This window comes from Glutamicibacter sp. NPDC090743 (assembly GCF_044769125.1).
In the GTDB taxonomy this organism is placed as follows: Bacteria; Actinomycetota; Actinomycetes; order Actinomycetales; family Micrococcaceae; genus Glutamicibacter.
The window spans coordinates 423,752-435,620 of sequence record NZ_JBIVXE010000003.1 but is presented as its reverse complement, the minus strand read 5'-3'; the positions used below and the strand labels follow the sequence as shown (position 1 = coordinate 435,620).

Below are 11,869 nucleotides of genomic sequence, written 5' to 3'. Positions count from 1 at the left end.
GCAGGCCGCGGAACAGTGGAATCCATGGACATCATGACAAGCAATCCCGAACTATCCCTTCTCATCCTGGCGCTGATCGATTCGACCAGCATCGGCACCCTGGTCATTCCGCTGTGGCTGCTGCTGCGGGGACGCCGTGAGGCCATCGCCAAGGTCCTGGCCTACCTGCTGGTGATCGCCGGCTTCTACTGGGTCATCGGGGTGCTGCTGCGCAGCGGACTGCTGCTCATCGACCCGGCCATCTTCGAGCACCGGTTCTTCCGGCTGGCGGCAATGGCCGCCGGGGCGCTGATGATCATCTGGGCGCTCACCTACCGCACCGATGCGCAGAAGGAAGCCAGCGCACGGAAAGCCAGCGCACGGAAAGCTCTCGCGCATGGCGGGGCGGCATCGGCAGCGCCGGAACCGGCGGACCCCGCCGGCCAGGTGCCGCTGCGCCTGCGCAGCCGCTTGGGCACTGCGCTGGATACCCGCACCGGGTTGATTGCCCTGGCCCTGTTCGCCGGCCTGCTGGAACTTCCCACGATGCTTCCCTACCTCGCAGCCGTTGGCGTCATGCAGGGCGCCGGCTGGGGCACCGGCCTGCAGCTGCTCGCGCTGGTCGGCTACTGCCTGGTGATGATCGTCCCGGCATTGGTGCTGGTTGGCGCGCTTGCGCTCGCCGGGCCGCGCATCGAGGCCTGGCTGCAGAAAATGGGGGCCAAGGCCTCGGCCTACGCCCAGGAAACCCTTGGCTGGGTGGTGGGCATCGGCGGATACCTGCTGATTCGCGCGAGCCTTTCCGGGCAGGACCTGCACAGCCTGTTCGGCTAGCCACGCTGTGGGCGAAAGGGCACGGTTCCAATTGGCTTGAAGCGGGGTAATGATGCGAGAATTGACGGCATGGAACCTCTAGGCAGCAGCGCGAAGCAGGGCAGGAAAGTCACCCTGAACGCATCAACTTTGGCAATGTCCGTCATGGTCATCGTCCTTCTGGTGGCAGTGGTATTCGCTGCCAACTCCAACCAGATCGTCGGCTGGTTTGTAGTCGTCATCTCCGCCGGTTGGCTGCTGCTGGCCGCATTCATGATGTTCGGCCTCAAGCGGGGCGCCGAGAAGATCAACAACTCGCTGCGCGAAGCCACCGCGGCGGCCACCCCGCGCGCCCAGCCCGGCACCGTGGTGGTTGACGAAGCCACCAGCCAGCGCGACATGAAGCTGGATCACTCGTTCAAGATCGTCCAGGTCCAGGCACGCGTGATCGCCGAACAGCGCCAGAGCCGGGGCGAGGATCACGAGGGCATGATCGACCGGGCGCTGGAGACGATCCAGATGACCGCGACGAATGCGCGGGACATGATCAAGCCGGCCAAGCCGATGGATGGCGAAATCATCGACTAATTGTCCAGGGCAACGCGCAAGCGTTGCCCTTTTTCGTTGCCCGCGTTCCGGCGCAGGCCAGATCAGCGCGTAATCGATCGCATAATTTTGTAAGCTGGAATAGTGATACCTACCAGTGTGGAAATTCTCAACAAGGACGCTGGCGCGCTGCGCGTCGCGTCGGTCAACGTCAACGGCATTCGCGCGGCCTACAAGCGCAATATGGCGGACTGGATCGCCGCCCGTGACGTGGACATCCTGTGCCTGCAGGAAGTACGCGCACCGGACAAGATCCTGCGCGACCTGATTGGCGAGGGTTGGCATATCCTGCATGCCGAGGCCAAGGACAAGGGCCGCGCAGGCGTCGCCGTCCTCTCGCGCACCGAGCCGGTAGCCGTGCGCGAGCACATCGGCGAGGACTACTTCGCCGAATCCGGCCGCTGGGTCGAGGCGGACTTCGATATCAACGGCGAGAGCTTCACCGTCGTCTCGGCCTACGTCCATTCCGGCGAGCTGGGCACCCAGAAGCAGGAAGACAAGTACCGTTTCCTGCAGCGCATGAACGTGCGCCTGATGGAATTGAAGACCGAGAAGGACCACGTCCTGGTGGTAGGCGACTTGAACGTCGTGCACACCGAAAAGGACATCAAGAACTGGAAGCCGAACCACAACAAGCGCGCCGGCGTGATGGACGAGGAGATCGCCTACTTCGACGGGTTCTTCGGTGAGATCGGCTACAAGGATGTGGCGCGCGAGCTGGCCGGCGACGTGCAGGGACCGTACACCTGGTGGTCCTTCCGCGGACAGGCCTTCGACAACGACGCAGGTTGGCGCATCGACTACCACATGGCCACTCCGGCGCTAGCCGCCAAGGCCATCAAGTCCCACGTAGACCGTGCCTCGGCCTACGATTTGCGCTTCTCCGACCATGCACCGCTGGTCGTCGACTACCAGTTCTAAGGAAAACCATGGAAACAACCCGTCCCCGCGTCCTGTCCGGAATGCAGCCATCGGGCGATTCGCTGCACCTGGGCAATTACCTGGGCGCGCTGGTCAACTGGGTCAAGACCCAGGATGACCACGACGCATTCTTCTTCATCCCGGACATGCACGCGATCACCGTCTCGCAGGATCCGGCGGAGCTGCGCGCGCGTACCCGAAAGACCGCTGCGCAGTTCATCGCCGGCGGCATCGACCTGGACAAGTCCACCCTGTTCGTCCAGTCGCAGGTCCCCGAGCATGCGCAGCTGGCCTGGGTGCTGAACTGCATCACCGGTTTCGGCGAAGCCAGCCGCATGACCCAGTTCAAGGACAAGTCCTCCAAGGGCGGCGCGGATGCCGCCAGCGTCGGGCTGTTCACCTACCCGGTCCTGATGGCCGCGGACATCCTGCTCTACCAGCCCGAAGGGGTCCCGGTAGGCGATGACCAGCGCCAGCATGTGGAGCTGGCCCGCGATCTGGCCAAGCGCTTCAACCACCGTTTCGGGCAGACCTTCACCGTGCCAGAGGCGTTCATCCCCAAGGAGGGCGCACGCATCTACGACCTGCAGAACCCGACCTCGAAGATGTCCAAGTCCGCCGAATCCCCTGCCGGCTTGATCAACGTCCTGGATGAGCCGAAGCTGATCGCCAAGCGCATCAAGTCCGCGGTGACCGACGCCGGGTCCGTCGTGGCCTACGACAAGGCCGAGAAGCCGGGCGTTTCGAACCTGCTCGATATCCTGGCTGCCGTGACCGGCAAGCATGTGCCAGAACTGGTCAACGAGTTCGAAGGCAAGATGTACGGGCATCTGAAGGTGGCTGTGGCAGAAGCCGTGGTGGAGCAGCTGGCTCCCATCCGCACCCGTACCCTGGAGCTGCTCGATGATCCGGCGGAGCTGGATCGCCTGCTGCTTGCCGGTGCCGCCAAGGCGCGCGTCGTGGCGTCGAAGACCGTTGCCGATGTCTACCAGAAGGTCGGCTTCCTGCCGCCGCTGGGAGTCTAAGAGCCAATGGTTTTCGAGTACACCCTGGGCGTGGTGATCCCGGTGCCGCAGCCGCACCGCGAGACTCTGCGCGCGTGGCGCCAGGAATACGGGGGAGAGGCCACCGCGCCGATTGCCCCGCATATCACCTTGGTGTCCGGGTCGTACCTGAATTCCTGGGAGAAGGCGGCTGCCCAGGTGCGCCGGGTGGCCGCCACGACGGAGCCCTTCACCATCCATCTGGGTCCGGCCCGGACCTTCCGGCCGGCCAGCGAAGTAGTCTTCCTGCCGCTGGAAACCGGAGCGGACGAATGCTGGAAGCTGCACCGCGCGCTGCTGGGCGACGCGCTGAGGCACGAATCGGCTTTCGCCTACCATCCGCACCTGACCATCGCGCAGAACGTGGCTGCACGGCAATTGGACGCCGCGCAGGCAGCATTGGGCGAGGCGCACCTGTCCTTCGCAGCGGATCGTATCCATTTGTTCGATACCCGTGGCGGGGATTGGAACTTCAGCGAGCAGATTCCGCTGGGTTCCTCGCTTGCCTAGTTCACCCTGCAGAAAACGCCAGCCTCGCGGCTGGCGTTTTCCGTGTCGGCTGGCGAGTCACTTCTGGCGGACGTTGGCCTCGATCTTCGCTCCGGTATCGGCGTCGATGTTCTTCCAGTATTGGATCGCGTTGGACAGCACCGGCTCGATGACGCCATCCAGCGCCCCGGTGACGGTGTCCACCAGTTCGGCGCGCTGGGCATCATCCATCACCTCGCGGACCAGGATGCCGGGTTGTACGAAGTCTCCGTCGTCCTTGCGCAGCGTGTAGGCCTCGCGGACCAGCTCGCCGTCGGACTCGAAGGCATTTTCCGCAGGTCCGGTTTCATCGCTCCATGAATCCCCGAAGGAGTTCGGCGCATAGACGCTGCGATCCCCGGTGTGATCGTAGGTCATGCTCCCCTCGAAGTTGTACGAGTGGACCGGGCACTTGGGCTTGTTCACCGGCAGCTGCTGGAAGTTGGTGCCGATGCGGTAGCGCTGCGCATCCGCGTACGCGAAATTGCGTCCCAGCAGCATCTTGTCAGGACTCATCCCCATGCCCGGGACCATGTTCCCGGGGGAGAATGCGGCCTGCTCGATTTGCGCGAAGAAGTTCTCCGGGTTCCGGTTCAGCGTCATGGTGCCGACCTTGATGCGCGGATAGTCCTTCTTGGACCAGACCTTGGTCAGGTCGAAGGGGTTGAACCGGTAGGTCTTGGCTTCCTCGTAGGGCATGATCTGCACGTACAGGTCCCACTGGGGAAAATTTCCGGCCTTGATGGCATCGAACAGGTCGCGACGGTGGAAGTCGGCGTCGGATCCGGCCAGTGCCTCGGCCTGGGCCCCGCGCATGGTCTCGAACTTCTCGGACTGCTTGTTCAGGAAATGGTACTTGACCCAGAATTTCTCTCCGGCAGCATTGACCCACATGTAGGTGTGCGAGCCGTAGCCGTTCATTTCGCGCCAGGTCTTGGGCAGGCCGCGCTGACCCATGATGTAGGTGACCTGGTGGGCGGATTCCGGATTCTGCGTCCAGAAGTCCCACTGCATGGTTCCATCGCGCAGCCCCGAATCGGGCAGCCGCTTCTGGGAGCGGATGAAGTGCGGGAACTTCATCGGGTCGCGCACGAAGAACACCGGCGTGTTGTTCCCGACCAGATCGAAATTGCCTTCGGAAGTGTAGAACTTCATCGAGAAGCCGCGCACATCGCGCCAGGTGTCGGGAGAGCCGAGCTCGCCGGCAACGGTGGAGAAACGCATCAGCGTTTCGGTTTTCACGCCAGGCTGGAATAGGGCCGCCTTGGTGTACCGGGATACGTCCTCGGTGGTTTCGAATTCGCCGAAGGCTCCGGAACCCTTGGCATGCGGGCGGCGCTCGGGAACATTCATCCGGTTGAAATGCTGCAGGGTCTCGACCAGATGATGATCGTGCAGCACGATGGGGCCGTTGGCGCCCACCGTCAGCGAGTTGCGGTCGCTGGCCGCCGGGATTCCTGCTTGGGTTGTCGAGGTGGTTTCTTCACTGGCCATGTTTGCTCCTCAGCTAGGTGGTGCATTGGGAAAAGGGCGAGTCCTGCCCATCATGCCACGCGAAGCGGGGGCGTTGAAGGGATGCAAAAGGGCCCGAACCATCTATGGTTCGGGCCCTCAGCGCGTCCTTAGACGGTGCGCGCCAGAATTGCCTGCTTGACCTCGGCGATAGCCTTGGTCACCTGGATGCCGCGTGGGCATGCTTCGGTGCAGTTGAAGGTGGTGCGGCAACGCCACACGCCTTCCTTGTCGTTCAGGATCTCCAGGCGCATGTCGCCTGCATCATCGCGCGAGTCGAAGATGAAGCGGTGGGCGTTGACGATCGCGGCCGGGCCGAAGTACTGGCCATCGGTCCAGAACACCGGGCAGGAGCTGGTGCAAGCAGCGCACAGGATGCACTTGGTGGTGTCGTCGAAGATCTCGCGATCCTCGGCGGACTGGTAGCGTTCCTTGGTTGGCTCGTGGCCCTTGGAGATCAGGAATGGCATGATCTCGCGGTAGGACTGGAAGAACGGTTCCATGTCGACGATGAGGTCCTTTTCAAGAGGCAGGCCCTTGATGGCTTCAACGGTGATCGGCTTGGAGGTGTCCAGGTCCTTGAGCAGGGTCTTGCAGGCCAGGCGGTTGCGGCCGTTGATGCGCATGGCATCGGAACCGCACACGCCGTGGGCACAGGAGCGGCGGAACGACAGCGAGCCGTCCTGCTCCCACTTGACCTTGTGCAGGGCGTCCAGCACGCGGTCGGTGCCGTACATGGTCAGCTTGAAATCTTCCCAGTATGCGTCCGCAGTAGCCTCTGGCAGGTAGCGGCGAACGCGCAGGGTGATGTCGAAGCTCGGGATCTCTCCGCCGCCGCCAACGCCTGGCTTCAGGTCGATCTTTGACGGTGGTTCTGGCAGTTCGGTGCTCATTAGTACTTACGCTCCATTGGCTGGTAACGGGTAAAGACCACTGGCTTGGTCTCCATGCGGATGCCCTTGATGTCCTCGGTGACGGCTTCTGCGTCACGGTAGGACATCGAGTGCTTCATGAAGTTCTCATCGTCGCGGTCTGGGAAGTCCTCGCGGTAGTGGCCGCCGCGGGATTCCTTGCGGTGCAATGCAGCAACGGTGATGACCTCGGCCAAGTCGAGCAGGAAGCCCAGCTCGATGGCTTCGAGCAGATCCAGGTTGAAGCGCTTGCCCTTGTCCTGGATGCTGATGTTCTTGTAGCGCAGGCGCAGATCCTCGATCACGTCGCGCGCTTCCTTCAGCGAACGCTCGTCGCGGAATACCTGGACGTTGGCGTCCATGGTCTCCTGCAGGATCGAGCGCAGGTCCGAGACGCGCTCGGTGCCGTTGCCGCTCAGCACGCCGTCGATCTGCGCGGTGACGAATTCTTCCGGGTTCTCCGGCAGCTCGACGAAGTCGGCGGTCTTGGAGTACTCGGCAGCGGCAACGCCGGCGCGCTTGCCGAACACGTTGATGTCCAGCAGCGAGTTGGTGCCCAGGCGGTTCGAGCCGTGGACCGATACGCAAGCAACCTCGCCGGCGGCGAACAGGCCGGGAATGACGGTGTCATTGTCCTGCAGCACTTCGGTGTTGATGTTGGTTGGAACGCCACCCATTGCGTAGTGCGCAGTGGGGTAGACAGGCACCGGATCGGTGAATGGCTCGACACCCAGGTAGGTGCGGGCGAACTCGGTGATGTCCGGCAGCTTGGATTCGATGTGCTCTGGTTCCAAGTGGGTCAGATCCAGCAGCACGTAGTCCTTGTTCGGGCCGCAACCGCGGCCTTCGCGGACTTCGTTGGCCATCGCGCGGGCCACGATGTCACGTGGTGCGAGGTCCTTGATGGTCGGCGCATAGCGTTCCATGAAGCGCTCGCCATCCGAGTTGCGCAGGATCGCGCCTTCGCCACGTGCACCCTCGGTGAGCAGGATGCCCAGTCCGGCAAGGCCCGTTGGGTGGAACTGGAAGAACTCCATGTCCTCCAGCGGCAGGCCCGAGCGGAAGGCGATGCCCATGCCGTCGCCGGTCAGGGTGTGCGCGTTGGAGGTGGTCTTGAAGACCTTGCCGGCGCCGCCCGAAGCGAAGATGACCGACTTGGCCTGGAAGACGTGCAGCTCGCCGGTCGCCAGGTCGTAGGAGACGACGCCGGCAACGCGCTTCTGCTTGTAGGCGGTGCCGTCCTCGCGGTAGGCATCCTCTTCGACCATCAGCAGGTCGAGCACGTAGTACTCGTTGTAGAACTCGACGTTGTGCTTGACGCAGTTTTGGTACAGGGTCTGCAGGATCATGTGGCCCGTGCGGTCAGCTGCGTAGCATGCGCGTCGCACGGCGGCTTTGCCGTGGTCGCGGGTGTGGCCGCCGAAGCGGCGCTGGTCGATCTTGCCCTCTGGGGTTCGGTTGAATGGGAGGCCCATCTTCTCCAGGTCCAGCACGGCGTCGATGGCTTCCTTGGCCATGACCTCGGCTGCGTCCTGGTCAACCAGGTAGTCGCCACCCTTGATGGTGTCGAACGTGTGCCACTCCCAGTTGTCTTCCTCGACGTTGGCAAGTGCTGCGCACATGCCGCCCTGGGCCGCACCGGTGTGCGAGCGGGTTGGGTAAAGCTTGGTTAGCACTGCGGTGCGTGCGCGCTGACCGGATTCGATCGCTGCACGCATGCCTGCACCACCGGCACCGACGATAACAACGTCGTACTTATGTACCTGCATTCTTGATGCTCTCTTTTCTAAAAATCTGTGTGGCTATTGGCTGGAACTAGGGGAGTTCCAATTAGCACTGCGGCAGCTGGCTGCCGGCTACGCAAGGATCGAAGGTGAAGATCACCAGGGAACCAAGCACGATGATGAAGATCGTGGCGACGTACAGGATGCCCTTGAGCCATGCACGGGTAGCGTGCTTCTCTGCGTAGTCGTTGATGATGGTGCGCACGCCGTTGGTGCCGTGCAGCATGGCCAGCCACAGCATGGCCAGATCCCAGAACTGCCACAGCGGCGAGGCCCACTTGCCGGCCACGAAGCCGAAGCTGATGCCGGAGATGCCTTCGCCGACCATCAGGTTGGAGATCAGGTGGCCGAAGATCAGGACGATCAGCACGACGCCGGAGAGGCGCATGAACAGCCATGCCAGCATTTCGAAGCTTCCGCGGGACTTTGGTCCGCGCTTGTACTTTGGATCAATGCGCTGGCTGCGAGGAGCAGGAATAGAAACGCTCATGGCTTAGTGGCTCCCAAATGCGATCGACAGGTGACGGATGGCGAAGCCCGCAAAGACGATGACCCAGAGGATCAATACGCCCCAGAGCAACTGGCGCTGGTACTTGGTACCCTGCTTCCAGAAGTCGACCAGGATCAAGCGCAGACCGTTGAATGCGTGGAAGAGGATTGCTGCAACCAGACCGGTTTCACCAAGTGCCATCCACGGGGTCTGGTAGGTGCTAATGATTGCGTCGTAGGCGCCGGCATCGACACGGACCATGGCCGTATCGAGCACGTGCACCAGCAGATAAAGAAAAATAACGACACCGGTGACTCGGTGTCCCACCCAGGACCACATGCCTTCATGGCCGCGGTATAGGGTGCCTGACGAAGTCTTCGACACTGAACTAAACCTCCAAGGCTCGCAACGGCGCATGTGTATATTGCACACAATGAGATTTGACGCACTTGTGCGAGCGTTCCTTGTGCGAGTCTAAACCACTTGGCTAGCTCCAATCTATTTCGTGTCTCGTTCCTGTGAGCATGTTCACCGAAAAGGGGTAATTATGCGCTAAAAGGCCGAAATCCCGCCCGTAATACCTCATGCGATGTTTTCGTATTTAATCTGTGGCACAGGTTTCAATGGACAGGATTATCCACCGAATGAATTAGTCTGGAAGGCGTGAATGCAGACCTATTAGCCCGATTCCACGGCGTGATCCCCGCCGGCGGCGTCGGCACCCGATTGTGGCCCCTCTCCAGGGCTTCCGCTCCGAAGTTTTTGCACGATCTGACCGGATCCGGATCCACGCTGATCCGCGCCACCTATGACCGCCTGGTCCCGCTGGCCGGCGAACGGATCATGGTGGTCACCGGGCGTGCGCACCGCGGGGCCGTCGTGTCCCAGCTGCCCGAGCTGTGCGACGAGGACCTGGTGCTTGAGCCGGAGCCGCGCGACTCGGCCGCCGCCATCGGCCTGGCCGCCGCGATCCTGTACCGCCGCGACCCGAGCATCATCATGGGCTCCTTCGCCGCGGACCAGGTCATCGAGCCGGTTGAGGTGTTCCAGGCCGCGCTGAGCGAAGCGATCCACACCGCTGCGACCGGCAAGATCGTGACCATCGGCATCCACCCGACGCACCCTTCCACCGGTTTCGGCTACATCCAGACCGGCCAGCCGCTGCAGGTGCCCAATGCGCCGTCGGCGCGCGGCGTGGTGCAGTTCGTGGAGAAGCCCGATGAGGACACCGCCCGCAAGTACCTGGCCTCGGGCGGGTTCCTGTGGAATGCCGGCATGTTCGTCGCGCCGGTGAGCCTGATGCTCAAGCATCTGGAAGCCAATGAGCCGGCGCTGTACGCGGGCCTGATGAAGATCGCCGATGCCTGGGAAACCGATCAGCGCGAAACCGTGATGCGCGAAGTCTGGGCCGATCTGCCGAAGATCGCCATTGACTATGCGGTGGCCGAGCCGGCCGCCGCGGCCGGCGATGTCGCGGTGATCCCGGGCGTTTTCAACTGGGACGACGTGGGCGACTTCGCCGCGATCGGCCGCTTGAACAAGGCCAGTGCCGAGGAGGGCATCATCAACCTGGGCGGCGAGTCGGTGCGCGTGTATGCCGACAGCGCTACCGGCGTGGTCTATTCGGACCGCCCGCGCGTGGTGGCCCTGGTCGGGATCGAGGATGTGGTCGTGGTGGATACCGCCGACGCGTTGCTGGTGACCACCAAGGAGCATGCGCAGAAGGTCAAGCAGACCGTGGAGGCCTTGAAGGCCGACGGCGCTACCGAGGTGCTCTAGCACAGCAGGATTGCGAACGGGGCGAGCTGGCCGGCAATAGGTCGGCGCGCCCCGTTTCCCTTGCCTGATGTTGCGCAATGCGCCCGAACATTACGGAAAACTGTCATTTTCTGCACCGTGCCGAGTATCTTCAAAAGGTGTCCACCGTGAATGAAAATGGCAATCCGGCTTCCGTCAGCGACTTCACCGAGCCGCTGATCGACCAGCTGATCGGCTTCCGCAGGGAACTGCATCGCAACCCGGAGCTGTCCTTTGCTGAGCACCAAACCACCGAGCGGATTCTCGAGACCCTGCGTGCTGCCGGGCTGGCTCCGCAGAAAATGGCCGACACCGGCGCCTTCGTGGACATTGGCGAAGGGCCCATCCGCATCGCCTTCCGTGCCGACATCGACGCGCTGCCGGTGGTGGAGGAAACCAACCTGGACTTCGCCTCGATGACCCAGGGCGTGGCGCACGCCTGCGGCCACGACATCCACACCACCGTGATGATTGGCGTGGCCTTGGCCCTGGGCAGGATCCATGCCGCCGGCAAGCTCGATGGCTGCGTGCGGGTGATCTTCCAGCCCGCCGAGGAGAAGCTTCCCGGCGGGGCGCTGTCGGTGATCGAGCAGGGCTTGCTCGATGGCGTGCCGCGGGTGCTCGCGCTGCATTGCGACCCGCGGATCGACGCCGGGCATATCGGCACCCGCATCGGTGCAATCACCTCGGCCAGCGACACCATCCGCATCGAGGTCAACGGCCGGGGCGGGCACACCTCGCGCCCGCACCTGACCGAAGACATCGTTTTCGCGATGAGCCAGATCGCCACCCAGGTCCCGGCCGTGCTCGGACGCAAGGTCGATGTGCGCTCGGCCGTCTCGGTGGTCTGGGGCCAGATCCATGCCGGCAGCGTGCCGAACGCGATCCCCGCCACCGGATACCTGGCTGGCACCATGCGCTGCCTGGACGGCGATGTCTGGTACGAGGCCGGTGAGCTGCTGGACCAGGCCGTGCGCCAGATCGCCGCTCCCTACGGAGTGGAAATCAAGCTGCAGCACACCCGTGGAGTGCCTCCGGTGGTCAACGCTCCGGCGGAGACCGCATTGATCGAGGACGCCGCGCGCCGCGAGTTCGGGGCCGAGGCCATCGAGCTGACTCCGCAGTCCATGGGCGGGGAGGACTTCGCGTGGATGACGCAGAAGGTTTCCGGTGCGATGCTGCGGCTGGGAACCCGCACCCCGGGCGGCAAAACCTATGACCTGCACCGCGGGGACTATATCCCGGACGAATCGTGCATTGGCGTGGGGGTTCGCATCATGGCGGCCGCCGCCATGCAGGCTGTGCGCGAGGCGAACGCCAAATAGGGCGTTGGCCACATCAAACCCGAAAGTTTTTAACATTTCTTTGACGCTTTAACAATTCGGTCAGTGACTTGGGCGTTGGCGTTAAGCGCTTGCCGTTTTGCGGCCCGTAAGTTATCTGTTTGTAATCTTTATCGTCTTTACCTGTGACATATCTCCGATA

The 11,869-nt window shown here is 62.9% G+C and carries 12 protein-coding genes; 7 read left to right on the top strand and 5 right to left on the bottom strand.

Annotated features, from left to right (window positions below; genetic code table 11):
• Nucleotides 1-24: 24 nt before the first annotated feature.
• The 5 genes from ACIQTS_RS08465 to ACIQTS_RS08445 all read left to right on the top strand — a co-directional run bounded on the left by ACIQTS_RS08465 (nt 25) and on the right by ACIQTS_RS08445 (nt 3,872).
• Nucleotides 25-813: a GAP family protein gene (locus ACIQTS_RS08465; RefSeq protein WP_402472636.1), complete on the top strand. Its 789-nt coding sequence runs from the start codon at nt 25-27 to the stop codon at nt 811-813.
• A gap of 69 nt (nt 814-882) precedes the next feature.
• A complete protein-coding gene (locus ACIQTS_RS08460) occupies nt 883-1,380 on the top strand; it encodes a hypothetical protein (RefSeq protein ID WP_105661688.1) in 498 nt (165 codons plus the stop codon).
• Between the two features lie 102 nt (nt 1,381-1,482).
• Nucleotides 1,483-2,319, top strand: a complete 837-nt coding sequence (locus tag ACIQTS_RS08455) for an exodeoxyribonuclease III (protein WP_402472633.1) — start codon at nt 1,483-1,485, stop codon at nt 2,317-2,319.
• An 8-nt stretch (nt 2,320-2,327) separates the two neighbouring features.
• Entirely contained in the window at nt 2,328-3,344 is a 1,017-nt protein-coding gene (gene trpS, locus ACIQTS_RS08450) for a tryptophan--tRNA ligase (RefSeq protein WP_105661690.1), read from the top strand.
• 6 nt (nt 3,345-3,350) lie between these two features.
• The gene (locus tag ACIQTS_RS08445) at nt 3,351-3,872 is read left to right on the top strand and encodes a 2'-5' RNA ligase family protein (RefSeq protein ID WP_402472630.1); all 522 of its coding nucleotides are present in this window, start codon (nt 3,351-3,353) and stop codon (nt 3,870-3,872) included.
• A 57-nt stretch (nt 3,873-3,929) separates the two neighbouring features.
• Here ACIQTS_RS08445 and ACIQTS_RS08440 read toward each other — a convergent pair whose 3' ends face one another.
• The 5 genes from ACIQTS_RS08440 to sdhC all read right to left on the bottom strand — a co-directional run bounded on the left by ACIQTS_RS08440 (nt 3,930) and on the right by sdhC (nt 9,004).
• Nucleotides 3,930-5,384: a catalase gene (locus ACIQTS_RS08440; protein ID WP_402472627.1), complete on the bottom strand. Its 1,455-nt coding sequence runs from the start codon at nt 5,382-5,384 to the stop codon at nt 3,930-3,932.
• 128 nt (nt 5,385-5,512) lie between these two features.
• Nucleotides 5,513-6,295 (bottom strand): succinate dehydrogenase iron-sulfur subunit, encoded by a 783-nt coding sequence (locus ACIQTS_RS08435; RefSeq protein WP_105661693.1) that lies wholly within the window; start codon nt 6,293-6,295, stop codon nt 5,513-5,515.
• A complete protein-coding gene (gene sdhA, locus ACIQTS_RS08430) occupies nt 6,295-8,082 on the bottom strand; it encodes a succinate dehydrogenase flavoprotein subunit (protein WP_402472624.1) in 1,788 nt (595 codons plus the stop codon). Before sdhA ends, ACIQTS_RS08435 begins: the two co-directional genes overlap by 1 nt.
• Before the next feature lie 61 nt (nt 8,083-8,143).
• Nucleotides 8,144-8,587: a succinate dehydrogenase hydrophobic membrane anchor subunit gene (locus ACIQTS_RS08425; protein WP_105661695.1), complete on the bottom strand. Its 444-nt coding sequence runs from the start codon at nt 8,585-8,587 to the stop codon at nt 8,144-8,146.
• Nucleotides 8,588-8,590: 3 nt separating this feature from the next.
• Nucleotides 8,591-9,004, bottom strand: coding sequence for a succinate dehydrogenase, cytochrome b556 subunit (gene sdhC, locus ACIQTS_RS08420; protein WP_388025151.1), 414 nt, complete (start codon nt 9,002-9,004; stop codon nt 8,591-8,593).
• A 246-nt stretch (nt 9,005-9,250) separates the two neighbouring features.
• Here sdhC and ACIQTS_RS08415 point away from each other — a divergent pair, with 246 nt between their 5' ends.
• Together ACIQTS_RS08415 and ACIQTS_RS08410 are read left to right on the top strand one after the other, a co-directional pair.
• A complete protein-coding gene (locus tag ACIQTS_RS08415; protein ID WP_332499238.1) occupies nt 9,251-10,366 on the top strand; it encodes a mannose-1-phosphate guanylyltransferase in 1,116 nt (371 codons plus the stop codon).
• A gap of 146 nt (nt 10,367-10,512) precedes the next feature.
• The gene (locus tag ACIQTS_RS08410) at nt 10,513-11,709 is read left to right on the top strand and encodes an amidohydrolase (protein ID WP_105657427.1); all 1,197 of its coding nucleotides are present in this window, start codon (nt 10,513-10,515) and stop codon (nt 11,707-11,709) included.
• Nucleotides 11,710-11,869 lie beyond the last annotated feature (160 nt).

What these genes read in the sequence shown, in the direction of transcription:
- ACIQTS_RS08465 (WP_402472636.1), top strand. Translation starts at nt 25, where the DNA reads ATGGACATCATGACAAGCAATCCCGAACTATCCCTTCTCATCCTGGCG.
- ACIQTS_RS08460 (WP_105661688.1), top strand. Translation starts at nt 883, where the DNA reads ATGGAACCTCTAGGCAGCAGCGCGAAGCAGGGCAGGAAAGTCACCCTG.
- trpS (WP_105661690.1), top strand. Translation starts at nt 2,328, where the DNA reads ATGGAAACAACCCGTCCCCGCGTCCTGTCCGGAATGCAGCCATCGGGC.
- ACIQTS_RS08445 (WP_402472630.1), top strand. Translation starts at nt 3,351, where the DNA reads ATGGTTTTCGAGTACACCCTGGGCGTGGTGATCCCGGTGCCGCAGCCG.
- ACIQTS_RS08440 (WP_402472627.1), bottom strand. Translation starts at nt 5,384, where the DNA reads ATGGCCAGTGAAGAAACCACCTCGACAACCCAAGCAGGAATCCCGGCG.
- ACIQTS_RS08435 (WP_105661693.1), bottom strand. Translation starts at nt 6,295, where the DNA reads ATGAGCACCGAACTGCCAGAACCACCGTCAAAGATCGACCTGAAGCCA.
- sdhA (WP_402472624.1), bottom strand. Translation starts at nt 8,082, where the DNA reads ATGCAGGTACATAAGTACGACGTTGTTATCGTCGGTGCCGGTGGTGCA.
- ACIQTS_RS08425 (WP_105661695.1), bottom strand. Translation starts at nt 8,587, where the DNA reads ATGAGCGTTTCTATTCCTGCTCCTCGCAGCCAGCGCATTGATCCAAAG.
- sdhC (WP_388025151.1), bottom strand. Translation starts at nt 9,004, where the DNA reads ATGCGCCGTTGCGAGCCTTGGAGGTTTAGTTCAGTGTCGAAGACTTCG.